The 23,488-nt window shown below is 67.3% G+C and carries 24 protein-coding genes; 10 read left to right on the plus strand and 14 right to left on the minus strand.

What is annotated here, in order from left to right; translation table 11 throughout:
- Positions 1–13 precede the first annotated feature (13 nt).
- From HV766_RS09440 to HV766_RS09450, 3 genes are all read right to left on the minus strand, one after another.
- Positions 14–787, minus strand: a complete 774-nt coding sequence (locus HV766_RS09440; RefSeq protein WP_119449661.1) for an ABC transporter permease — start codon at positions 785–787, stop codon at positions 14–16.
- Positions 784–1,782, minus strand: a complete 999-nt coding sequence (locus HV766_RS09445) for an ABC transporter substrate-binding protein (protein ID WP_054453961.1) — start codon at positions 1,780–1,782, stop codon at positions 784–786. Before HV766_RS09445 ends, HV766_RS09440 begins: the two co-directional genes overlap by 4 nt.
- A gap of 70 nt (positions 1,783–1,852) precedes the next feature.
- The gene (locus tag HV766_RS09450) at positions 1,853–2,623 is read right to left on the minus strand and encodes an ABC transporter ATP-binding protein (protein WP_175181021.1); all 771 of its coding nucleotides are present in this window, start codon (positions 2,621–2,623) and stop codon (positions 1,853–1,855) included.
- Between the two features lie 274 nt (positions 2,624–2,897).
- Here HV766_RS09450 and HV766_RS09455 point away from each other — a divergent pair, with 274 nt between their 5' ends.
- Genes HV766_RS09455 through HV766_RS09485 form a run of 7 tightly spaced genes read left to right on the plus strand, consistent with a single transcriptional unit; the run spans position 2,898 to position 8,774 of the window.
- Positions 2,898–4,139 (plus strand): CaiB/BaiF CoA transferase family protein, encoded by a 1,242-nt coding sequence (locus tag HV766_RS09455; protein ID WP_175181022.1) that lies wholly within the window; start codon positions 2,898–2,900, stop codon positions 4,137–4,139.
- 49 nt (positions 4,140–4,188) lie between these two features.
- The gene (locus tag HV766_RS09460; RefSeq protein WP_054453953.1) at positions 4,189–5,154 is read left to right on the plus strand and encodes a Bug family tripartite tricarboxylate transporter substrate binding protein; all 966 of its coding nucleotides are present in this window, start codon (positions 4,189–4,191) and stop codon (positions 5,152–5,154) included.
- A 12-nt stretch (positions 5,155–5,166) separates the two neighbouring features.
- Positions 5,167–5,646, plus strand: coding sequence for a MaoC family dehydratase (locus tag HV766_RS09465; protein ID WP_175181023.1), 480 nt, complete (start codon positions 5,167–5,169; stop codon positions 5,644–5,646).
- Complete coding sequence (locus tag HV766_RS09470) at positions 5,643–6,425, plus strand: enoyl-CoA hydratase/isomerase family protein (RefSeq protein ID WP_175181024.1); 783 nt, start codon at positions 5,643–5,645, stop codon at positions 6,423–6,425. Before HV766_RS09465 ends, HV766_RS09470 begins: the two co-directional genes overlap by 4 nt.
- Positions 6,426–6,430: 5 nt before the next feature.
- Positions 6,431–6,826, plus strand: a complete 396-nt coding sequence (locus HV766_RS09475) for a Zn-ribbon domain-containing OB-fold protein (RefSeq protein ID WP_054454816.1) — start codon at positions 6,431–6,433, stop codon at positions 6,824–6,826.
- A complete protein-coding gene (locus HV766_RS09480) occupies positions 6,823–7,980 on the plus strand; it encodes a thiolase family protein (RefSeq protein WP_054453947.1) in 1,158 nt (385 codons plus the stop codon). The genes HV766_RS09475 and HV766_RS09480 overlap by 4 nt, the downstream gene beginning before the upstream one ends.
- 17 nt (positions 7,981–7,997) lie before the next feature.
- A complete protein-coding gene (locus HV766_RS09485; RefSeq protein WP_119449657.1) occupies positions 7,998–8,774 on the plus strand; it encodes an SDR family NAD(P)-dependent oxidoreductase in 777 nt (258 codons plus the stop codon).
- 51 nt (positions 8,775–8,825) lie between these two features.
- Here the strand turns inward: HV766_RS09485 and HV766_RS09490 are convergent, their stop codons facing one another.
- Complete coding sequence (locus HV766_RS09490; RefSeq protein ID WP_119449656.1) at positions 8,826–10,430, minus strand: ABC-F family ATPase; 1,605 nt, start codon at positions 10,428–10,430, stop codon at positions 8,826–8,828.
- Between the two features lie 235 nt (positions 10,431–10,665).
- On the opposite strand from HV766_RS09490, the gene HV766_RS09495 reads away from it, so the two are divergent.
- Genes HV766_RS09495 through HV766_RS09505 form a run of 3 tightly spaced genes read left to right on the plus strand, consistent with a single transcriptional unit; the run spans position 10,666 to position 14,182 of the window.
- Positions 10,666–12,243 carry a CHASE2 domain-containing protein gene (locus HV766_RS09495; RefSeq protein WP_054453945.1) on the plus strand — a complete coding sequence of 526 codons (1,578 nt, stop codon included), beginning with the start codon at positions 10,666–10,668 and terminating at the stop codon, positions 12,241–12,243.
- Between the two features lie 6 nt (positions 12,244–12,249).
- The gene (locus HV766_RS09500; RefSeq protein WP_054453943.1) at positions 12,250–12,606 is read left to right on the plus strand and encodes a hypothetical protein; all 357 of its coding nucleotides are present in this window, start codon (positions 12,250–12,252) and stop codon (positions 12,604–12,606) included.
- A gap of 7 nt (positions 12,607–12,613) precedes the next feature.
- A complete protein-coding gene (locus HV766_RS09505) occupies positions 12,614–14,182 on the plus strand; it encodes a M48 family metalloprotease (protein ID WP_175181025.1) in 1,569 nt (522 codons plus the stop codon).
- Positions 14,183–14,218: 36 nt separating this feature from the next.
- Here the strand turns inward: HV766_RS09505 and HV766_RS09510 are convergent, their stop codons facing one another.
- The 10 genes from HV766_RS09510 to HV766_RS09555 form a co-directional block, all read right to left on the minus strand.
- Positions 14,219–15,256, minus strand: a complete 1,038-nt coding sequence (locus tag HV766_RS09510; RefSeq protein WP_175181026.1) for an LD-carboxypeptidase — start codon at positions 15,254–15,256, stop codon at positions 14,219–14,221.
- Entirely contained in the window at positions 15,253–15,744 is a 492-nt protein-coding gene (gene tadA, locus HV766_RS09515) for a tRNA adenosine(34) deaminase TadA (protein ID WP_054453937.1), read from the minus strand. The genes HV766_RS09510 and tadA overlap by 4 nt, the downstream gene beginning before the upstream one ends.
- A 10-nt stretch (positions 15,745–15,754) precedes the next feature.
- Positions 15,755–16,603 (minus strand): HAD family hydrolase, encoded by an 849-nt coding sequence (locus tag HV766_RS09520; protein ID WP_059380070.1) that lies wholly within the window; start codon positions 16,601–16,603, stop codon positions 15,755–15,757.
- A 110-nt stretch (positions 16,604–16,713) separates the two neighbouring features.
- The gene (locus tag HV766_RS09525) at positions 16,714–17,196 is read right to left on the minus strand and encodes a hypothetical protein (protein ID WP_254593302.1); all 483 of its coding nucleotides are present in this window, start codon (positions 17,194–17,196) and stop codon (positions 16,714–16,716) included.
- 130 nt (positions 17,197–17,326) lie between these two features.
- Complete coding sequence (gene mnhG, locus HV766_RS09530) at positions 17,327–17,668, minus strand: monovalent cation/H(+) antiporter subunit G (protein WP_054453932.1); 342 nt, start codon at positions 17,666–17,668, stop codon at positions 17,327–17,329.
- On the minus strand, positions 17,665–17,946 hold the full coding sequence (locus HV766_RS09535; protein WP_013394078.1) for a K+/H+ antiporter subunit F: 282 nt from the start codon (positions 17,944–17,946) through the stop codon (positions 17,665–17,667). Before HV766_RS09535 ends, mnhG begins: the two co-directional genes overlap by 4 nt.
- The gene (locus HV766_RS09540; protein ID WP_054453929.1) at positions 17,943–18,425 is read right to left on the minus strand and encodes a Na+/H+ antiporter subunit E; all 483 of its coding nucleotides are present in this window, start codon (positions 18,423–18,425) and stop codon (positions 17,943–17,945) included. The genes HV766_RS09535 and HV766_RS09540 overlap by 4 nt, the downstream gene beginning before the upstream one ends.
- Positions 18,425–20,056 (minus strand): monovalent cation/H+ antiporter subunit D, encoded by a 1,632-nt coding sequence (locus HV766_RS09545; RefSeq protein WP_175181027.1) that lies wholly within the window; start codon positions 20,054–20,056, stop codon positions 18,425–18,427. The genes HV766_RS09540 and HV766_RS09545 overlap by 1 nt, the downstream gene beginning before the upstream one ends.
- Positions 20,053–20,397: a Na+/H+ antiporter subunit C gene (locus tag HV766_RS09550; RefSeq protein ID WP_054453926.1), complete on the minus strand. Its 345-nt coding sequence runs from the start codon at positions 20,395–20,397 to the stop codon at positions 20,053–20,055. The genes HV766_RS09545 and HV766_RS09550 overlap by 4 nt, the downstream gene beginning before the upstream one ends.
- Entirely contained in the window at positions 20,397–23,312 is a 2,916-nt protein-coding gene (locus tag HV766_RS09555; protein WP_175181028.1) for a monovalent cation/H+ antiporter subunit A, read from the minus strand. The genes HV766_RS09550 and HV766_RS09555 overlap by 1 nt, the downstream gene beginning before the upstream one ends.
- Positions 23,313–23,488 lie beyond the last annotated feature (176 nt).

A 23,488-nucleotide genomic window follows, 5' to 3' on the forward strand; every position in this document is an offset into this window, starting at 1 on the left:
ACTCCTGTCGCCCTCAGACGTACTGGTAGCGCAGCAGGCGGTGCTTGAGGTTTTCAAGCACGAACTGGTCGATCAGCGCGGCCAGCACGGCAATGACCAGGATGTTGGTCATGACGCCGGTCATGTCGGCGATTTCGCCCGAATAGGCCAGCGAACGGCCCAGCCCCTTGCCGAAGCCGATCAGCATTTCCGCCGAGATCAGCGCGCGCCAGGCATTGCCGAAGGCGAGCTGCGCGCCGGTGATGAGCTCGGGCATCACGGCCGGCAGGTAGACCCGCTTGACCAGTCCCCAGCGCGTGGCGCCCATGACGCGCGCCGCCGATACATGCACGCGCTGCACGGACTCAGTCGCGTTCATCACGCTGAGCGCGGCCGGGAAGAAAGCCGACAATGCCACAACGACGATGATGGGCGTATTGCCGAAGCCCATCACGATGAGGAACAGCGGCACCCAGGCGATCGACGGAATCGACTGCAGGATGACGATGGCGCTGCGCAGCACTTCGCGGAAGAAGAACAGCACAGCCGCCACCAGGCCGAAGCCGATGCCGGCCGCCAGCGCCAGGCCGTAGCCCGCGCCCAGCCGCCCCAGCGTGCCCAGGAGGCTCTGGTGGAAGGACTGCTTGCTCAGGTCTTCGACCAGGCGCTCGACCACGGCCGGCACGCCCGGCATCAGGAAGTCCGGCAGCGCGAACGCCGCCAGTTGCCACAAGGCCAGGATGAACAACACGCCCAGAACGCCCGCGAAATGCTTGCGGGCGCCGGTGACTCGGGTAGATGCGCTCAAAGCTTGCGAGCCTCTTGCCAGGACAGGTCGACGATGCTGGAGACGTCATACGGCTTGCCGTCGCGCGTTTTCAGCGAACCCTGGGCTTGCAGGATGTCGGCGATTTCCTGCATGCGGCGGGTGTCCTTGTCGGTCAGCTTGGGCGTGAAGACCTGCGTGCCGATGGCTTCGGCGATGACGGTCTCGCGCGGCAGTTCGCCACGGGTCAGGGTCTTGAGCGTGGGTTCGGCGATGAAGTAGGACGCGATCAGCTTGGAAGCCTGCGCGGGTTCCTTCTGCAGCAGCTGGATGGCCTGGTTCTGCGCATCCAGCGCCTTCCAGACGTCGTCCTTGCGCTTGGCCAGCGTCTCGCCGGAGGTGATCACCACCATGCACGGGAACGGCCAGGCCTGGCCCACTTCATAGATCTGCTTGACCGGCGCCACCAGTTGCGCGATGCGATCGTAGGGTTCGAACAGGAAGGCCGCGTCCACGCGCTTGCCCACCAGCGACTGGACCGCCACGGCCGGGCTTACGCCCATGACGTTGACGTCGTCCGCAGCCAGGTTGCCCTGCTTGAGCACCACGCCCTTCAGCACCACGTCGGCAGTGCTGCCTTCGGCCTGGGAGGCCAGGGTCTTGCCCTTCAGCCCGGCGATGTCCTTGATGCCGGAGTCTTCGCGCACGATCAGCGAGTGGTAGCCCTGCTGCGCACCGCCCACCACCTTCAGGTCCGCGCCCTTGGAGGCCCAGGCCACCGCGTTGGTAAAGCCCAGCACGCCGATGTCCAGCTGGCCGCCGACGATGGCCTTGATCAGGTCGGTGCCCGACTTGAACTCGATCAGTTCGGAATCCAGGCCGGCCTTTTTGTAGTAGCCGCCCTCTTGCGCGACGATGGCTTGCGCATCGTCCATCACGCGCAGATAGCCCACGCGGAATTTCTCGGCCGCCATCGCGGGGGCTGCCGCCAGCAGCGCCGCGGCCAGCGGCAGGGACAGCCATTGCTTCAGTTTCATGGGAAGTGCTCCAAGGTATGCAGGGCCGGCCGACGCGCACGCGCCGCCAGCAAGAATCCAGATCCGGGGGTCAGGCTGCCAGGGCCAGGTCCGCGTGCTCGCCCGAACCGTCCACCACGATGCCGAGCAGGCGCAGGATCTCGCGCTTCTCGGCCGCCAGGCCGGACAGGTCATGGGTCTTTTCGCGGTGCGCGAGGTTGAACTCGCGCAGCACGCGCGCCGGGCGCGGGCTGAAGACGATGATGCGGTCGGCCAGGAACAAGGCCTCGTCCACGTCGTGCGTCACCAGCAGCACGGTGGGCTTTTCCTGGGCGATGAGCTGGCGCAGGACGTCCTGCAGGCTCAGCCGGGTCAGCGCGTCCAGCGCGCCGAAAGGCTCGTCCATCAGCATGGTCTGCGGCTGGGCGATGAAGGCGCGCGCCAGCGCGGCGCGTTGGCGCATGCCGCCGGACACCTGATGGGGGTAATAGTGTTCGAAGCCGGCCAGGCTGACGCGCGCCAGCCACTGGCGCGCGGCTTCACGGGCGCGGGGCTTGGGCGTGTTCTGGAATTCCAGCGCCAGCGCCACGTTGTCCTCCAGCGTCAGCCAGGGGTACAGCGCGTGTTCCTGGAACACCAGGGTACGGCTGGGATGGGGGCCGGCAACCGCCTTGCCGTCGGCCAGCACGCTGCCTTCGGTGGGCTTTTCCAGGCCGGCCGCCAGATGCAGCAAGGTGGACTTGCCGCAACCCGAGGGGCCCACCAGGGCAACCAGTTCACCGGTCTTGATTTCGCTGCTAAAGCCGTCCACCACTGGCAGTTCGCCGAAGTGCTTGTGGACATGATCGAAGGTGAGATTCATGGAACGTATCGTGGCGGGCCAAAAATGAGCCTCCAATCTAACAATTCGTTATATGAATCCAAACTATCAATATTGAATGTCTTAACTTCTTTTCGTAATAAAGAACGCATCAACAGCGTTCTGCCCGGGCTGGTTACGGACATCGAACGGCGGCCCCATCCCGCCGGCAATACTCAATTCGAATCGATAACGCGTAAAACGATATTGGACCCTCGCTACCTCCGTCATTAAGGTGGACCCCAGACATAACGGGGCCCACCCCGATCGGAGCGACATGGAGCGAGACAACACCGCCGCCGCGCAGCCGCGCGGCGCGCTTTCCCACCTCAAGATCCTGGACCTGACGCGCGTGCTGGCCGGCCCATGGGCGACGCAGACGCTGGCCGACATGGGCGCTGACGTCATCAAGGTAGAGCGCCCTGGACACGGCGACGACACGCGCGGCTGGGGGCCGCCTTTCCTGACCCGCGCCGACGGCGCTGAGACCCGGGACTCGTCCTACTTCCTGAGCGCCAACCGCGGCAAGCGGTCAATTACCGTGGACATCGCCACGGCGGAAGGCCAGGCTCTGATTGCGGAACTGGCGAAGGACTCCGACGTGCTGGTCGAGAACTACAAGGTCGGCACGCTGGCGCGTTATGGACTGGACTACGACAGCCTGCGCGCCATCAATCCGCGCCTGGTCTATTGCTCGATCACCGGCTTCGGCCAGGACGGACCCTACGCGCCGCTGCCGGGCTACGACTTCGTGTTCCAGGGCATGGGCGGACTGATGAGCATCACCGGCGACCCCGCCGGCGAGCCGATGAAATCCGGTATCGCGATCACGGACCTGCTGACCGGCGTCTACGCCAGCACGGCCATATTGGCCGCAGTCGAACACCGCCGCGTCAGCGGCGTGGGGCAGTACATCGACATGTCGCTGCTGGACTGCGTGATCACGATCTCGTCCTACCAGGCCATCAACTACTTCCTGTCCGGGCGGGTGCCGCAGCGCATGGGCAATGCCCATTCCAACATGGTTCCGTACCAGGTATTCGCCTGCAAGGAAGGCTCGGTCATCGTCGCCGTCGGCAATGACGGCCAATACCGCGCCTTCTGCGGCGCCATCGGCCGCGCCGACCTGGCCGCCGACGAACGCTACGCCACGGCCGGCGGGCGCAATCGGAACCGCGACACGCTGATACCGCCGATCGCCGAGGCGATGCTGGCGCGCACCATGCAGGAATGGGTGCAGATACTGCAAGCGGTCAACGTGCCCTGCGGGCCCATCTACAACATCGAACAGGTATTCCAGGACCCGCACGTGCGCCATCGCGGCATGCAGCTGTCGCTGCCCCATGTCTCGGGCGTGGACACGCCGGCCGTGGCCAACCCCATCCGCATGCGCGACACCCCCATGCGCTACGACCGCGCCGCGCCGGCGCTGGGCCAGCACACCGACGCCGTGCTGCGCGAGCGGCTGGGCCTGGACGAAGCCCGCATCGCGCAGCTGAAAGGCCGCGGAATCATCTGACCCCAACCGCCGGGCAGGCGGCCATGACAACAACCCAGGAGACACCACCATGCGCATCATCACCGCCGCAGTCTGCAGCGCCCTGACCCTGGCGGCCCTAGCGGCCGCCCCCGCGTCGGCTCAGGACGCGCCCGTCCGCTTCATCGTGCCCTACCCGCCCGGCGGCGCCGCCGACCAGATCGCGCGCCTGGTGGCGCAGGAAATGAGCAAGGGCGGCGGCGCGACCATCATCGTCGAGAACAAGCCCGGCGCCGCCGGCATGATCGCCGCCGACTACGTCGCCCGCGCCAAGCCCGACGGCAAGACTTTCTTCGTCGGCTCCAATGCCCCGCTGGTGGTGAACCAGGCGCTCTACGCAAAGATGACCTACGACCCGTCCAAGGACTTCGTCCCGGTCTCGGGCATGGCCAAGTCGCCGCTCTTGCTTGTGGTGCGCCATGACCTGCCGGCGCGCGACGTCAAGGCCTTGATCGCCCTGGGCAAGCAATCTCCCGGCAAGCTGACCATGGGCTCGGCCGGCACCGGGAACATCACCTATCTTGCCGGCGAATACGCCGTCAGCAAGCTGGGCTTCCAGGTCACGCACGTACCCTACCAGGGCAGCGCCCCCGCCATCGTCGGCCTGATGGGCAGCAGCACCGACATGATGTTCGACGCCCTGCCCTCCAGCATGACGCAGGCGCAGTCCGGCAAGATCCGCCCCTTCGCCGTGCTCGACGACAAGCGCTTCGCCGGCCTGCCCGACGTACCCACCGCCGCCGAGCTCGGCTATCCCGGCATCGACGCTAGCGCCTGGTTCGGCCTGGTGGCGCCCGCCGGCACGCAGACCGCCGTCGTCGATCAGATGAACCGCGGCGTCAACCAGGCGCTCGCGCAGCCGGAACTGCAGCGCAAGCTCACCAGTATCGGCGCGGTGGCCATGCCGGGCGACGCCCAGGTGTTCGCCGCCTTCGTGCAGGCCGAGCGCGACCGCTGGCTGCCGGTCGCCCGCGACCTGGGCCTGAAGGCCCAGTGAAAAGAGCCCCCCATGATCACCTTGGACTCCATCGAGGCGCTGCGCGCCTTTTCCGGACAGCCTCCCGCGCTGACTCCCTGGCAGACGGTCGACCAGGACACCATCAACCGCTTCGGCCTGGCCACCGGCGACACGCAGTGGATCCACATGGACCCGCAGCGCGCGCAGGCCGAATCGCCCTACGGCGCGGCCATCGCCCACGGCTTGCTGACGCTCTCGCTGCTGCCCAGCCTCTATGCGTCGGCGATGCGCTTTCCGAACCGCAGGCTGGCGGTGAACTACGGCTTTGACCGCGTGCGCTTCACCCAGGCGGTCAAGGCCGGCGCGCGCATCCGCGGCGCGTTTGCACTGACTGGCGTGGACGAGCTGCCGGATGGCCAGGCGCGCCTGGCGTGGGACGTTCGCATCGATATCGACGGCGAGGAAAGACCGGCGCTGGTTGCGCGCTGGCTCACGCAGATCGCCTATCACGCAGGCAAGGAGCAGACATGACACTGAAGATCACCCGCCACGGCGCCACCGCCGTGCTGGCCATGGACCGCCCCGACCAGCGCAATGCGCTCAGCCTGGAGATGCGCGAGGCGTTCGCGCGCGCCCTCCCGGAACTGCGCGAGGATGACGGCATCAAGGCCGTCGTCCTGACGGGTTCGGGCGGGCATTTCTGCGCCGGCGGCGACATCAAGTCCATCGCGCAGGCGCATGCCCAGGGCCTGGACGCCTTCGAGGGGCGCGCGCGCATCCGCAAGATCCACCAGTGGTACGACGCGCTGGTGGATCTGGAGAAACCCGTCATCAGCGCGGTGGAAGGCGTGGCTTTCGGCGCCGGCCTGTCGCTGGCGCTGTGCGCGGACTACGCCATCGCGCGGCGCGGCGCCACCTTCTGCGCGGTGTTCGCCCGCATCGGTTACGTGCCCGATATGCTGGGCATGTATCTGCTGCCGCGCGCCGTCGGGCTGGCGCGCGCCAAGGAACTGGTGTTCACGGCCCGGGTCTGCGACGCCGAAGAAGCGCTCGATCTTAGGCTGGTGCAGGCGCTCTGCGACGGCGATCCGCTGGAACAGGCGCTGGCCATGGCCGAACGATTTCACAACGCCCCGACGCAGGCGCTGGGCCTGGCCAAGACCATCATGAACCGGACCTTCGAATCCAGCCGCGAAGACATCTACGCGCAGGAAGCCATGGCCCAGGCCATCTGCCGCGACAGCGCCTTCCACCGCGAAGCCGCTCGGCGCTTCGTGGAAAAGCTGCCCCCCGCATACAAATGGGATTGAACGACATGCCTACGCAAACCCAAACCGCCGAACCGGGTCCGCAGGCCCGCTACGAGGCCTATCTGAACGAAGGCCGTTTCATGCTGCAGCGCGACCGCGCCAGCGGCGAATTCTTCTTCTATCCGCGCGTAGCCGCGCCGCGCAGCGGTTCGCGCGACGTGGAATGGGCCGCACCCAGCGGACTGGGGCGGATCTACGCCGCCACCGTCATCCACCCCCGGCCGCCCGAAACGCCCTACGGCGTGGTGCTGGTCGATCTGGACGAAGGGCCGCGGCTGATGTCACGGGTGGACGGCATCCCCGCGCAGGACGTGCGCATCGGCGCCCGGGTGCGCGCCCGCGTTGTCCAGGAGGCCGGATGCGGCGTGCTGGTGTTTGAACCTGTGGCGGAGCAAGCATGACCCAAGACCGTTTCCCGCGCGGCAAGGCCGCCATCGTCGCCGCAGCCACCTACGGTATCGGCCAGACCCCGGGGCTGAGCTCGATGGACCTCGCCGTCCAGGCCAGTCTTGCGGCCCTGGACCAGGCAGGGCTGCGCCCGGATCAGGTCGACGGCCTTTTCATCGGTCTGCCCGATGACTTCATGTCCGGCCTGGGCTTTGCCGAATACCTGGGCATCTCGCCTCGCCTGACGGAGAACAACCGCACCGGCGGGTCCTCCTTTCTGACGCACGCCATGTGGGCCGCGCTGGCCTTGGAAGCGGGGCAATGCGACGTGGCGCTGATCGCCTACGGCAGCAATCAGCGCAGCGGCGCGGGCAAACTGGTGAGCTCCATGCGCCCCGCCCCCAACGAAGCGCCCTACCGCCTGGCGCGTCCGGTGGGCGCCTATGCGCTGGCGGCTTCGCGCTACGCCCACCAGTACGGCCTGAAGCGCGAACAGCTGGGCGCGGTGGCCATCGCCGCCCGCCAATGGGCCATGCTCAATCCTGAAGCCTACATGCGCGAACCTCTGGACATGGCGCAGTACCTGTCGGCCCGCATGGTGGCCGAGCCCCTGAGCGTGCGCGACTGCTGCCTGGTCACCGACGGCGCCGCCGCCGTGGTGATGACCCGCGCCGACCGGGCCCGCGACCACTGCGCCCGGCCCGCCTATCTGTTGGGTGCGGCCGCCGCCACGGACCACCGCGAAATCACCAATATGCCGGACCTGACGGTGACGGCGGCCGCGCGCAGCGGCGCGCGCGCCTTTGCCCAGGCCGGCGTGCGGCCGCGGGACATCGACGTGCTGGAGCTGTACGACGCCTTCACCATCAACCCGATCCTGTTCCTGGAGGACCTGGGCTTCTGCGCCAAGGGCGAAGGCGCGGCGTTCGTGGAAAACGGCCGCATCGCGCCCGGCGGCGAGCTGCCCGTCAACACCAACGGCGGCGGCCTGTCCTGCGTGCATCCCGGCATGTACGGCCTGTTCACCATGGTTGAAGCCTACGTGCAGCTGGCCGGCCTGGGCGGCGCGCGCCAGGTGCCCGGCGCCAGCCTGGCGCTGGCTCACGGCAACGGCGGCGAGCTGTCCAGCCAGGCCACCCTGATCCTCGGCACGGCCGAAACCCTCTGAACCCGACAAGGAAAACCATGAACCGCACAGCTTTTCTGCTAGACCAGCGCAGCATCATCGTGACGGGCGCCGCCCAGGGCATAGGCCGCGCCATCAGCGAACTGGCCATGCAATTAGGCGCGCGCGTGACCGCCGTCGACATGAACGCCGACGCCCTCGCCGCGTTCGAGCGCGAGGCGCCCAAGGATCAGTTGCTGACCCTGGCCGGCGACGTGTCGGACCCGGCATTCGCGGCCGCGGCGGTCGAGCGCGCGGCGCAGCGCTACGGCGCGGTGGACGGCCTGGTGAACAACGCGGGCATCACCCGCACCGCCATGATAGAAAAAATGACCCAGGAAGCTTGGCAAAAGGTGATCGACGTGCACCTGACCGGATCCTTCCAGTTCCTGCAGGCCGTCGGCCGCCACATGCTGGCTGGGGCGCGCGAGACTGGCAAGCCCGGCGGCTCCATCGTCAACATCACCTCGGACGCGGGTCGCCGCGGCACCATAGGCCAGATCAACTACGCCGCGGCAAAGTCCGGCGTGCTGGGCCTGACGATGAGCGCCGCGCGCGAATGGGGCAAATACGGGATACGCGTCAACACCATCGGCTTCGGCGTGGTGGAAACGCCCATGACGGAGACCATACGGGGGGACAAGTTCCGCGACACCTATCTGTCGCAGATCCCGCTGGGCCGCTTCGGCCAGCCTGGAGAGGTGGCATGGCCGGTGTGCTTCCTGCTGTCGGATGCCGCCTCGTACATGACGGGACAGCACCTCTATGCCAATGGCGGCATGACCATAGGCATGTAGGGAAAATCCAGGGCCGCGGCCAGATGCTTCTGGCGGCGGCCCGCGGCGGCCTCAGCCGTCGATGCCGCGCGAGGTCAGGTAGTCGTCGTAGCCGCCGCGGTAGTCGACGATCTCGCCCGTGGGCAGGATCTCGATCACGCGCGTGGCCAGGCCGGACACGAACTCGCGGTCGTGGGACACGAACACCAGCGTGCCTTCGTACTTTTCCAGCGCGAACTGCAGCGATTCGATCGATTCCATGTCCAGGTGGTTGGTGGGCTCGTCGAGCAGCATGACGTTGTGCCGGCCCAGCATCAGGCGGCCGAAGGTCATGCGGTTCTTTTCGCCGCCGGACAGCACCTTGGGCGCCTTGGGCAGGTCGTCCGCCGAGAACAGCAGGCGGCCCAGCACCGAACGGATCGACTGGTCGTCGTCGCCCGGTTGGCGATGGTCGCCCATCCAGTCCAGCAGGTTGATGTCGGTCTGCAGGAACTGGTCGGACACGTCCTGGGCCATGTAGCCCAAGTCGGCGTTTTCGGACCACTTCACTTCGCCCGAATCGGGCTGCAGATCGGTGGCCAGCAGGCGCAGCAGGGTCGTCTTGCCGACGCCGTTGGCGCCGATGATGGCGATCTTTTCGCCGGCGTCGACCATGGCCGAGAACTTGCGGATGACGGGCGCGTCGTAGGCCTTGGACAGGTTTTCGACGGTGACCGCCAGGCGGTGCATGACCTTGTTCTGCTCGAAGCGGATGTACGGGTTCTGGCGCGACGAGGGCTTGACCACGACCTGGTCGGCCTTGATGCGGTCGATCTGCTTCAGGCGCGAGGTGGCCTGGCGCGACTTGGACTTGTTGGCGGCGAAGCGGCGCACGAAGTCCTGCAGTTCGGCCACGCGTTCCTTGGCCTTGGCGTTGTTGGCCACCAGGCGCTCGCGGGCCTGGGTCGAGGCCAGCATGTAGTCGTCGTAGTTGCCCGGATAAATGCGGATCTCGCCGTAATCCACGTCGGCCATGTGCGTGCACACCTGGTTCAGGAAGTGGCGGTCGTGGCTGATGATGATCATCGTGCTCTGGTAGCTGTTGAGCACGTTTTCCAGCCAACGGATGGTGTTGATGTCCAGGTTGTTGGTCGGTTCGTCCAGCAGCAGCACGTCCGGATTCGAGAACAGGGCCTGCGCCAGCAGCACGCGCAGCTTCCAGCCCGGCGCCACTTCGCGCATCGGCAGGTTGTGCTGGTCGACGGCGATTTCCAGGCCCAGCAGCAGTTCGCCGGCGCGGGCTTCGGCGGTGTAGCCGTCGTACTCGGCGAACTTGGCTTCCAGGTCGGCCGCGCGCATGTAGTCGTCTTCGGTCGCTTCCGGATTGGCGTAGATGGCGTCGCGCTCGGACATGGCGGCCCACATCTCGGTGTGGCCCATCATGACGACGTCCAGCACGCGCAGGTCTTCAAACGCGAACTGATCCTGGCGCAGCTTGCCCAGGCGCACGCCCGGCTCCAGCGACACGTTGCCCGCCGAGGGTTCCAGGTCGCCGCCGATGATCTTCATGAAGGTCGACTTGCCGGAACCATTGGCCCCGATCAGCCCGTAGCGGTTGCCTTCCCCGAACTTGACGCTGACGTTCTCGAAAAGGGGTTTGGGACCGAACTGGATGGTGAGATTGGCGGTGGAGATCACGGTATGTTTGAGTCTTTGGGCGTCCGGGGACGCATGCGGAGAAACCCGATAGTGTACCAAGCATCCGTGAATCGCATCCAGGCCGGGCAAGCTACCTGCTGAAGCATCTGGAAATGCTGCATGGCATTTGATGTCACAACGTAAACATTTGTATTAATTGGGGTACTATTGCGGGCAACTCAGCGCCTATGGCCGCCAGGCCGGTCAGGCGGTTGCAACCCACCTCCCCCGCTACGTGGCAGACGCCAACCACTCCTCCGAGAAAGTCGAGCTTTCCTATGGCCGGTCGCTGATCGTGGCGGCCATCGTCGCGATCGTGATGTTGTGGGCGACGCCCCGGCTCACCCCCAGTTCCGACCTGCTCACCTATGCGGCGGCGCGGCTCCAGGCCCGGCTGGTCGGCGGCCACTACGACATCGCGCACCGCAACGACACCACGGTCGTCCTGATCGACGACGACTCCCTGGACCAGCAGAAAGGCGCCTGGCCGGTGCCTTACAGGACGCATGCGCGCTGGCTGCGCAACATCGGCCTGATCCACAAGCCCAAGGCCATCTTCCTGGACATCACCTTCGGGCGCGAGCGCGACGATCCGACCCTGCCCGAGCTGGCCGCCGCCCTGTGCGAGCTGCGCGACGCCAACATCCCGGTGTTCCTGGCCGCGCTGCCCGATGCGCAGGGCAACCTGAGCCTGCGTTCGGGCCTGGAAGCGCCCGCGGGCGAGAAGCCATGCTTCACCATGGTCGACGTGCGCTACACCCCCAGCAAGGTGGACCGGCTGGTATGGAGCTATCCCCTCTGGTCGGGCGAGCACGCGCGCAGCGCGGCGCTGGCCATCGCCCAGGACGCGGCGGGGGTGGCCATCACGCGCACGCACGAAGCCATGGCCTTGACCTGGGGCGTCGACAACCTGGACCAGCGCCGCTTCAGCATGGAATGCCGGCAGGCCCGCGGCGGCTACATGGAAATGCTGCCGTCCTACGTCCGCAGCCTGCTGGGCGACCCGGACGCCGCCCAGCCCATCTGCCCGTACACGCGCGCGCTGACCCTGTCCGAACTGCGCGCGCCAGAAGCCGACGGCGCCCGCCTGGCCGACATGCTCACGGGGCGCTACGTCATGATCGGCGCCGCGCTCAGCGGCTTCAACGACACCGTGCTGTCGCCCGTGCATGACGCCATCCCCGGCGTGTTCATGCACGCCATGGCCCTGGACAATCTGCTGACCTACCAGGACGACTACAAGCGCGCCCTCGAATGGGAAATCTGGCCGCCCAATGTTCTGTGGCTGCTGGGCATCCCGGTCGTCATGCTGGCCCATTTCCTGCATTGGCTGGCGCAATGGCTGCGCGGTAATACGCGCTTGGGCGGCCGGCTGCTGGCCCCGCCCGCCGAATGGCGGCTTTTTGCCGATGCACCCGCCCTGCCGCTGCCGCCGGCCGCGCAAGCCGGCGACGGCTGGAAGGCCAAGGCCGGGCGCCTGTCAGCCCTGCTGCGCGACCGCGCCGCGCGCCTGTGGCTGGCGCGCTGGTTGACGTCCAAGCTCTGCGTCGCGGCGTTGCTGCTGCTGCGCAAGGCGGCCGCCATCGTCCTGTCCTCGCTCATCGTGCTGTACATCGTGCTGCTTGCGCAGCGCTGGCTGAACGTGGGCACCCTGCCCATCGTCGACCTGGCAATCATGGCCCTGGCCGCCCACTGGCTCGGCTGGACCAATCGCGCCACCGCCTTTCTTTTTGGCAAACCGGACCGCGCTTCCGCGCCGGCGTCCACGACACCCTCGCGGGAGCCATCCGCTACCCGCCCACAACAGGAGTAGAAACGCATGCCCAAGCCCTCCTCCCTGATTACCGCGCTGGCCGCGGCCGCTCTTGCGCTGGCTGGCGCGAGCGCCTCGGCGGCGGACGCCATCGTCGGCCTGAACATCAAGCCCGTGCCGCTGTATGCCAAGTCGGACGGCGGCGCGCCCGCGGCCAAGTCCGATGGCCAGGGCATGCCCTGGCCCGTGCTCGAAGAGGCCAATGAGTTCTACCACGTCAAGGTCGACGGCAAGGACTATTGGGTGGACAGCATGCACGTGCGCATCGCGCGAGGTTCCGCCGCGCAATGCGGGCCTGTGATCAAGGGCGTGCCGCCGCCCACCGGCTCGACCGCAGGCGCGGGCGAGAACGTCTGCCGCTGAGCCGCCCATGCGATCCGCCCACATCCTGCGCATGGCCGCCGTATCCGGCGCGCTGCTGCTGAGCGCCTGCTCCACCCTTCCCGGAGGCAAGGGTTTTTCGGTCACGGCCGGCCAATTGCCTCCGCCTCCCGCCGACCGGCAATGGCCCGACGCCAACCTGGACGCGCGCAACCAGCGCGCCCAGGGCATGGGCCTGGTCGCCATGCCGGAGATGGAAACCTATCTGAACGGCCTGCTTGCCCGGATCAAGAACGCCGCGGGCGTGCCGGGCTGGCCTGGCGCGGTTCACGTGACCTCCTCATCGGCGCTGGAAGCCTACAGCACCGGCGCGGGCAACATCTACCTGTCCATGGGCTGGCTGGCCTCGGCGGAATCCGAGGACGAGATCGTCGCCATCCTGTCCCATGAGTTCGGCCACGTCTACCTCGACTACCACCAGATGGAATCGGTCAATGCCGCGGGCGACCAGGTCGCATCGTTGGCGGCCGTGGGCGTGGCGCTGGCCCGCAAGGCCGGCAGCGCCACCGGTTGGAGCCCCGTGGACAGCGTGATCGCCTCGTATACGCTGGGCAAGAACATGCTGGTGCCGGCCTGGGGCCGGCAGCAGGAAGAAAACGCCGACCGTTTCGGCGCCACTGTCAGCCTGGAACTGGGCTACTCGTATACGCAAGGCTTCAAGGCGTTCCTGGAACGCCAGGCCACCTGGGAAGCCGAGAACGCCCAGGTACAGGCCGAAGCGCGCCAGCGCATGCTCGAGCAGATCAAACAGGCGGCGGCCGACAACACCCGCAAGCGGGAGGCGGCCAAGGGCAACAGCATCGCACCCCTGACCGAAATGCAGGCCTCGTTGAATTCCGGCGTGGCCGGCGCCAGCGAAGGTTTGCGCACCGGCCTGGAAGACATCTGGAACAAGCTGACCGTCAGCCATCCCGACACCGGCGCGCGCCTGGCCGCGCTGACCGAACAAGTCATGCCCCTGATGGCGGGCAAGCCGCGACCTGCGGCGGCGACCGCGCCCTGGAACAAGGCCCGCGCGCAACGCCGCACGGCCGCGCTGCTGAAGAACTACAAGACCGCAGCCGAGGCGCAGCAGGCGCTGCAAGCTCAGGACTATCCGCGCGCCCGCAAGCTCGCGGCCCAGGCCGCTTCGGGGCCCAGCGCCGCGCACGCCCTGCCCTTGCTGACCTTGAGCATGGCGCAGGCGGAGTCCGGCGCGCGCGGGTCCGCCTTGCTGGACCGCAACCTCGCGTCCGAGCCCGACCGCGCGTGGCAGGTGTACGTGCTGCGCGCCAATAATCTGCTGGGCGCGGGCCAGTCCGGGCCGGCCTCCAAGATCATGGGCCAGGGCTTCGAGTACTTCCGTGGTTCGGCGCTGGCATGGCCTGAAGCCATCCGCTTCTATGGTCAGACCCAGGGCTGGGATCAGGCGCGCAAGCTGGCGCAGGAATGCGCGTCGCGCTTCGCGAGCTATGCCGGGGAGTGCAGCAAGGCGGCACAGTCGCCCGCCGAGCAGGCCGAGGCCAAGCGACGCAGCGAGCAGAAGGCGCAATCGCTGGTCGACAGGCTGTTCAAGTAGCAATGAGAAAGGGGCGCTCAGCGCCCCTTTCCTTTTTTAGTGCGTGTGTTCGTCCAGCACCAGGTGCGCCATGCCTTTCTCGGTGGCCAGGCCTACCTTCTGCCCGATCGGCAGCGTCGCCTTGGTGGCGACATGGCCGTACGGCAGCCCCGTCACCACCGGCACCTTGACCGTCTTGCGCAGCCAGGCCACGACTTCGTGCAGGTCGTAGCCGTTGTCGTGCGGCGCCAGCTTGTAGTCCGAGAAGCGGCCCAGCACGATGGCCTTTTGCTTGCCCAGGATGCCGGCCTGCGCCAGCTGGATCAGCATGCGTTCGATGCGGTAGGGATGCTCGGCCACGTCTTCCAGGAACAGGATGCCGCCCCGCACCTTGGGCATGTAGGGCGTGCCCAGCAAGGACGTCAGCATGGCCAGGTTGCCGCCCCACAGGATGCCGCGGCAGTCCACCGCATCGGCGTCCCGGGTTTCGAAGCTGAGGATTTCCAGTTCGCCGCGCATGATCTCGCCGAACAGCGCTTCGGTCAGGTCATCGACCTTCTTGCCGCCGAAGTCATAGACGGCCGAGGCGCCGGTATAGCTGACCGCGCCGGTCTGTGCCAGCAGGCCCAGGTTGAAGGCAGTGAAGTCGCTCATGCCCACGAATCGCTTGCCGCTGTCGGCCATGGCCTTCCAGTCGATGGCGGGCAGCAGCCGGCCCATGCCGTAACCACCGCGCGTCACCATGACGATGGGCAGCTTCTGCTTGGCGGCGCGCGTCAGGCTGGCCAGGCGCTGCGCGTCGGTGCCGGCAAAGCGCTGGTGCTGCGCGTACGCAGTGCGGTCCACGGCGGTCTTGAAACCCTGCTGCTGCAGCCGTTCGCGCGCCAGTTCGACGGCGGCCGGATCGCGCACGGCAGACGACGGCGAGATCAGGTAGATGCCGCGGGCGTCGGGCAGCACGTGAGCGTGGCTGTGGTCATGCCCGCAGTCTTCATCACATTCGTGGCCTGCGTGGCCATGATCGTGGTTGTGGTCATGGTCGTGGGCGGCGGCGGCTTTCGCGCCGCGCGCCTTGGCGCCTTGGGATTTGCTCATGCTGCGGATTCCTTGCTGCGGCGTTCGCGGAAGAACCGGCGCAGCAGCTCGCCGCAAGGTTCCGCCAGCACGCCGCCGGTGACTGAGGTGTGATGATTGAGTTTGGGGACCGAGCCCACGTCCAGCACGCTGCCGCAGGCGCCGGTCTTGGGATCGTAGGCGCCGAACACGACGCGCGCGAGCCGCGCATGCAGCATGGCGCCGATGCACATGACGCAGGGCTCCAGCGTGACGTATACGGTGATGCCCGGCAGCCGGTAATTTTCCAGCGCGCGCGCGGCGCCGCGCAAGGCGACGATCTCGGCGTGGGCGGTGGGGTCGTGGTCGATGATGGTGCGGTTGTAGCCGCGCCCCAGGATGTCGCCCTGGGCCGACACCACCAGCGCGCCTACCGGCACCTCGCCGATGTCGTAGGCTGCTTGCGCCTGTTCCAGCGCCAGTTCCATGAAGCTGGCATCCTGCGCGGTCCAGGCCGGGACCGCCGCCATCGGGACTGCTTCAACCACGGTACACCCGGGACTTCAGCGCGATGCGGCCGGCCAGGCTGGTCACGGCCTCTTCCAGCCATTGGTAGAGCTCGGCGTGCTCGTCGTAGCGGGCCTGGTTCAGGTTCGATACCCGGCCCTCTTCGATGAAGCCCCAGGCCCGGCTGCGCTTGTCGCGATGCTTGGGGTCCCAGACACCGAAGGCGAAGCCGCCGGCGCGGCGGATCAGCGAAAAGCACGGGATGTCGGTGTAGCCGTCGCCGACGAACACCATCTGGTCGAACGGCACGCGCAAGCGGTCCTCGGGCACCTTGCGGTTGACCTCGAAAGGCTTGTTGCGGAAGTCGCGGCCGATGATGCCCTTCTGGATGTGGAACAGGTAGCGGGTCTTGTCGGTAAAGCTGACGATGCGTCGCGGAAACGCGATGCCGCCGTCCGCGCCGTAGATGAATTCGGACGCCCAGATCTCGGTGAACTCATGCGCGATGGGCGTAGACCTGACCACGTCGCCGATGCCGCTGGAAATCAGGTAGAACTCCAGCTGCACCTGCGGCTGTTCGGCCCGCACGGCGGCGCGCAGCCGCTGGAACAGCGTGGGCACGCCGTCGTGCAATTCCAGCCGGGCGCCCCAGTCCTTCAGGCGCTGCTGCGTGATGAGGCCGTGCTTGCCCGATTGCGACAGCTGGATCATCTGGTACAGATAGGCGGGCACGGGATCCCAATCCTGCTGCGAGAGCAAGGGATCGACCTCATCCTTCCAGAAGGATGCCGTGTCCACGCCCATGCTTTCCAGGAAGCCGGACGTGCTGTCCGAGGCCAGCGTGTCGTCGAAGTCGAATATCAGGGCGATGACGTCGGACATGTATATGCGTGAAAAAGGGGCGACAGCCGCCATTTTGCCTGAATGTGGCGGCGGCTGCGCCCCTGGAGGCCCAAGGCGGGCGGCCCTGCCGCCCCGGCCCCGACTGTCGCTTACTGGCGCACCGGCGCGGTCATGGGCGCCGCCGCCGGCGCGGGCGCCATGCCCGGCGCGCTAGTCGCGGGCGGCACGGTATCGGCCGGCACCTGGATCACGGTTTCACGCAGCACGCCCCCGCCCTGCACGCTGCCACGCACATTGGTCGGCGAGGTCATCTGCGTGACGCAGTCCTGGCGCGAGGCGGCCGGCAGGCGGTTGCAGCGGTCCAGCATGTTCTGGTGCAGTTGATCGTTGTTGCCGTCCTTGAGGTTGTTGCGGCCGCTTTCCTGGCGCGCCGCGCCGGCTTCGCGCATGCAGGCGGCCTGGTCCTGGCCGGTGGCGCCGCTCTTGCATGCCGCGACGTCCTGCTGGTACTGGGACTGAGCTGAGCCGCGGCCGGTCGCATCAGCCGCGTGGACCGCTCCCGCGGCCAACATCAGGCCAGCGGCACAAAGCGTCGCCGCGAGGCGTTTGGTATGCATGGGTCGTGTAGTCATGGTCAGCTCCTTGAAGTTGATTGAACCGTTACCCACTATCCCACGATGACGCTTCGGCTACATGTCCAGCGACGTGAAATCGTAAGACTACGTTTCAATTGACGCGACGCAACAAACCCTGCCTTTCCCCTTAACTTGCATCGCGCTCGGCGTCGGTCTTGCTCAGGCGATTACGGTAGGTTGCCGCACGCATGAGCAGCATGGCGGTCACGGGCGAAGACACGATCAGCAGCAGCGTGATGATGACTTCATGAAACACAGGCCGCGAGGACAGTGCCGAAAACACCAGGATGGACGCCGCGAGCACGCAGCCGCAACCCATGGTGTTGCCCAAGGTGGGCGCATGGATGCGGGCATAAAAGGTACGGAAGCGCAGCAGGCCGGCCGAACCGGTCAGCGCAAGCAGGCCGCCGAGCACCAGCAGGATGCTCGCGGGTATGGCGGCCCACAGCGGGATCTGGGCGTCGATCATGGCTCGATCACCTCGCCGCGCAGCAGGAAGCGCGCCATGGCGGTGGAACCGACAAAGCCGAACAAGGCGATCAGCAGCGCAATGTCGAAATACACGGAAGTGCCGGAGCGGATGCCGAACACCAGCATGGTCAGCATGCCGTTGATGTAGAGCGTGTCCAGGGCCAGCACGCGGTCCTGCGCGGTGGGACCGCGCAGCAGCCGGATGGCGGCGAAGACCATGCCCAGCGCGAAGCAGAGCAAGGCGAAGGACGCCGCCCAATAAAGTATGTTATTCATTCGAAAATCTCCATCAGCGGGCGCTCGTAGCGTTCCTGCACCAGCTTGATCCAGTCGCCTTCGTTCTGCAGGTCCAGCACGTGCAGCTTCAGGCTGTGGTCGTCGGTCAGGTCCACCCAGACGGTGCCCGGCGTGTATGTGACGATGCAAGCCAGCATCGCCAGGCCGTGCGGGTCGCGCATGGTCAGCGGGATCATGATGAACCCGGGCGAAAAGTCATTGCGGCGCGGATTCAGGATCAGCCGCGCCACGGCGATATTGGATTTGATGATGTCCGCGGTCACGTGCAGGAACAGCGGCACCGCCTTCCACAGGCGGCGCGGCTTGGCCCTCAGCGGTCGCAGGCGCGACGCCGCCCAGGTGAACCAGAGCGCCAGCGCGATGCCCAGCGCGATCTGGCCCGCGGACGCGCTCTGGTTGAGCACCAGCCACAGGACGAACAGGTAGACGGGCAGGAACAGGAAGTAGAGGCGGCGCATCAGCTTCCTCCCTTGAGGCCGCGCACGGTCTGCGCAGACATGACGGCGTCGATATAGGACTTGGGCTGGTCCAGCGACCGTGCCGCGTCGTCCAGATAGGCCGACACGGGGCCGGCGCCGGCCGCCAGGCCCACGCACAGCAGCAACAGCACGGCCACCGGCCCGGCTTCGATCAAGCGCAGGCGCGGCGTGCTGCGGTCATCGCTGGCCCAGAACACGCGGATGCCGGTGCGGCCCAGGCCGATAAGGCCCGCCAGCCCCGACAGCAACACCGCGGCCACCAGTATCCAGGCGTCCATGGGCACGGCCGATTCGTTGGCGGCCGACACCGCCGCCGACAGCAGCGACAGCTTGGCGACGAAGCCCGACAGCGGCGGCAGGCCGGTTACCAGCAAGGCGCAGGAAATGAAGGCCAGGCCCAGGAAGGCCATGGCGGCGGGAATGGCCACGCCCACCACGTCGTCGGAACGGTTGACCGAGGCCGGGTCGTCCAGGTCGAATGCGTCCAGGGTGACCGCCAGCACGTTGGCGCCGAAGCTGCGGGTGCGCTCGATCAACTCAGCCAGCAGGAAGAACGCGCCCGTGGTCAGCACGGAGCTGAGCAGGTAGAACAGCGCCGGTCCCGTCAGCGTCACGCCGGGCATGCCCAGTGCGGTCAACAGCGTGCCGGCCGACACGATCACGCAGTAACCCACCATCTTTTCCAGTTGCTGGGTCGCCAGGAGGCCCAGGCCGCCGAACAGCAGCGTGGCCAACCCCGCCGCGAACATCCAATCCAGGCTGAAGGCCGCCGGCGCGCCGGTGGGCAGCAGCAAGGAACCGATGCGCAGCAGCGCGTAGATGCCGACCTTGGTCATGATGGAAAACATGGCCGCGACCGGGGCGCCAGCCGAGCCGTAGCCCTTGACCAGCCAGAAGTTCAGCGGCCAGGCGCCCGCCTTGACCAGGAAGGCCACGCCCAGGATGGCCGCGCCCGCCTCGAACAGCATGCGGTCCGCGCCCGCCAGGTTGCCGGCGCGCACCGCCAGGTCCGCCATGTTCAGCGTGCCGGTGACGCCGTAGATCAGCGCGATGCTGATCAGCAGCAGGAACGAGGCCACCAGGTTGACCGCAATGTACTGCAGGCCGGCGCTCACGCGCGCCACGCCCGAGCCGTGCAGCAACAGGCCATAGGACGCCGCCAGCAGCACCTCGAAGAACACGAAGAGATTGAACAGGTCGCCCGTGAGGAAGGCGCCGTTCAGGCCCATCAGCAGGAACTGGAACAGCGAATGGAAATGCACTCCGGCGCGGTCCCAGCGCGCCAGCGCATAGACCAGCGTCGCCAGCCCCAGCACCGCGGTCAGGGCCAGCATCACCGCAGCCAGGCGGTCGACCACCAGCACGATGCCGAAGGGCGCGGGCCAGTCGCCCACCAGATAGACTCCGACCCCGTCCGGCCAGACGCCAGGCACGCCGCCGCCCGCCACCACCAGCAGCGCGATGGCGGCGGCCAGTTGGCCCAGCGTCGAAACCAGCGCAATGGCGCCACGGGTGTAGCGGCGGGTGTCCGCCAGCAGGAGCATCGCTGCGCCAGCCGCCAGCGGCGTGACGATGGGCAATACGGGCAGGTGTTGCAGCCAAAAATTCAAGATTGGGACTCCCGTCCATCAACGTGGTCGGTACCCGTGAGGCCACGCGAGGCCAGCAGCACAACCAGGAACAGCGCGGTGGTGGCAAAGCCGATCACGATGGCCGTGAGCACCAGCGCCTGCGGCAGCGGATCCGCATACCAGGAAGGATCATGGGCCATTGCCGGATCGACCACGGGCGGACGGCCCGAGGTCAGCCGGCCCATGCCGAAGATGAACAGGTTCACCGCGTAGGAAACCAGCGACAGGCCCATGATGAACTGGAAGGTCCGCGGCCGCAGCAGCAGCCAGACGCCCGAGCCCGCCAAGACACCGATAGCGATGGCGTATATCAATTCCATCAGGCTTCCCCTGTTTGTGCGGCCGCCGCCTGGATTTCGACGGCAGCCTTGCGTTGCGCGCGCAGCGATTGGTGGGCCAGCGCCACCAGCACCAGCACGGTGGATCCCACGACCAGCATGTAGACGCCCAGGTCGAACAGCAGCACGCTGGACAGATGCACGTGGCCGATCAGCGGCAGCGCGACATCCCAGGCCAGCGCCGCCAGGAAAGGCTTGTAGGCGAGCCACGCGCTCACCGCCGCGGTGCCGGCGAACAACAGGCCGATGCCGATCCAGTTCTGCGGGTTGAGGCGGCTGCGAGACTCCACCCAGTACACGCCGCCGACCATGTATTGCAGGATGACGGCGGTGGCGAAGATCAATCCGCCCACGAAACCGCCGCCCGGCTCGTTGTGGCCGCGCAGCAGGAAGTACACGGAAATCAGCGCGGCGGTGGGCAGCAAGAGGCGCACCAGCACGGTCGGCACCATCATCGAACCCGTGGGCACCAGAGACTTGATGTCCGGCGCGGCCGGCACGCCGCCGTCCTGGTCGATCTGCTGGCGCGGCAGGTCCGCGCTTTCGGCGGCCGGACGGAAGCGGCGCAGCAGCGCGTAGACGGTCAGCGCCACGATGCCCAGCACCGTGATTTCGCCGAAGGTATCGAAACCGCGGAAGTCCACGAGGATCACGTTCACCACATTGGTGCCGCCGCCATCGGGCAGCGCACGGTCGACGAAATACGAGGAGATGGTGTCGCCTTGCGGCCGCACCAGCACCGCATAGGCCAGTGCGGCCATGCCGGTGCCCGCGGCGCCTGCCAGCAACAGGTCGCGCAGACGCCGCCCGCGAGCCCGCAGCGTGGCCTTCAGGCTTTCGTCTTCATCCTGTGCAATGCGCCGCGGCAGCCAGCGCAGGCCCAGCAGCAACAGCACCAGGGTCACGACCTCGACCGACAGCTGGGTCAGCGCCAGGTCGGGCGCCGAGAACCAGACGAAGGTCAGGCAGGTGATCAGGCCGGCGCCGCCCGCCAGCGCCAGCGACGCCAGGCGGTGGTACTTGGCCTGGAAGGCGGCGGCCAGCGCGCAGCCCGCGCCCACCAGCCACAGCAGCGCGAAGGCCGGATCGATCGGCGTCATGCGGCCCGAGCCATCCAGCCAGCCGCCCGCGCGCAGCGGCAGCCAGGCCACGAACAGCGTACCCAGCACGATCAGCAGCATCTGCACCTGCAGGCGCGAGGACGCCAGCCAGCGCAGCAGCCAGGCCGCGGCCACGCTGGAGCCGTCCAGCAGCGCCTCGAAGCTGCGGCGGCCGTCCAGGCGGTAGATGAACGGCACCCGGCCCGGATTGGCGCGCTGATGGGCGCGCAGGGCGAGATAAAGCAGAATGCCGGCCGTGGTCGCAACCAGGCTCATGACCAAAGGCAGGTTCAAGCCGTGCCAGACGGCCAGGCTGTACTCCGGCATGTCCTGACCCAGGATGCTCTGGGCCGCGGTCGCCAGGAACGGGCCGACCGTCAGGCCCGGCACCACGCCCACCAGCAGGCAGATCGCCACCAGCAGCGCGCTGGGGAACAGCATCCAGCGCGGCGGCTCGTGCGGCGCGCGCGGCAGGTCGGTGGCCGGGGGGCCGAAGAACACCTGCAGGATGAAGCGCAGCGAATAGGCCACGCTGAACGCGCCCGCAATGGTGGCCACCAGGGGCAGGCCGATCTCGGTGATGCGGTCGCCGCTGACGAAGGTGGTCTCGGCGAAGAACATTTCCTTGGACAGGAAGCCGTTGAGCAGCGGCACCCCCGCCATCGACGCAGCCGCCACCATGGCCAGCGTGGCGGTGATCGGCATGGCCTTGTACAGGCCGGACAAACGGCTCAGGTCGCGCGTGCCGGTCTCGTGGTCCACGATGCCCGCCGCCATGAACAGCGAGGCCTTGAAAGTGGCGTGGTTGATCATGTGGAAGATGGCGGCCACCAGCGCCAGCGTGCTGTTCAGGCCCAGCAGCAGCGTGATCAGCCCCAGGTGGCTGATGGTGGAGTACGCCAGCACCCCTTTCATGTCCTGCTGGAAGATGGCGGCGTACGCGCCCAGCACCAGCGTGATCAGCCCCGCCCCGCCGATGATCCAGAACCATTCGTCGGTGCCCGACAGCACCGGCCAGAAGCGCGCCAGCAGGAACACCCCGGCCTTCACCATGGTCGCCGAATGCAGGTAGGCGGATACCGGCGTGGGCGCCGCCATGGCGTTGGGCAGCCAGAAATGGAACGGGAACTGCGCGCTCTTGGTCAGCGCGCCCAGCGCCACCAGGATCAGGACGGCCGGATACCAGGGGTCGGCCCGCACCAGATCGCCCGCGGCCAGCACGCGGTCCAGGTCATAGCTGCCGACGATATGGCCCAGGATGAGGACGCCGGCCAAGAGGCACAGCCCGCCGCCGCCCGTGACCGTCAGCGCCATGCGCGCGCCCCGGCGGGCGTCCAGGCGGTGATGCCAGTAGGCGATCAGCATGAAGGACGCCAGGCTGGTCATTTCCCAGAACATGACCAGCTGGATCAGGTTGCCCGACAGCACCACGCCCAGCATGGCGGCCATGAAGGCCTGGAAGAAGGAGAAAAAGCGCGGCACCGGATCTTCCGGCGACATGTAGTAGCGCGCATACAGCACCACCAGCGCCCCCATGCCGGCGACGATCAGCGCGAACAGCCAGGCGTAGCCGTCCATGCGCAGGGTGAACTGCAGGCCCAGGGCGGGCGCCCAGGGCATGTCGAAGCGGACCACGCCGCCGTTGGCGACCTCGGGATAGAGGCTGATGACCAGCACCACACAGACCAGTGCGATGAGGCCCGCCAGCCAGGCCTCGGCATTGCGGGCGTTGGATGGCAGAAGCGCGGCGCACAGGCTGCCGGCAAACGGCAGAGCGAGGATCAGGATCAGCGACATGGCGTTCCGAGAGTGTCCGGGCCCCCTCCCGCCAGCGCAAGGCAGCGAAAGACGAACAGACCGGGGATTGAAAAACGGACGGAACCCTGGCCCGGTGCGTCGCTGCACTACACGTTGCCCCGCGGGGGGCATCAACCAACGCCATTGAACGGCGCAGACAGAAACAAACGCAATAG

The organism is Achromobacter aegrifaciens, assembly GCF_902859735.1.
In the GTDB taxonomy this organism is placed as follows: Bacteria; Pseudomonadota; Gammaproteobacteria; order Burkholderiales; family Burkholderiaceae_B; genus Achromobacter; species Achromobacter aegrifaciens.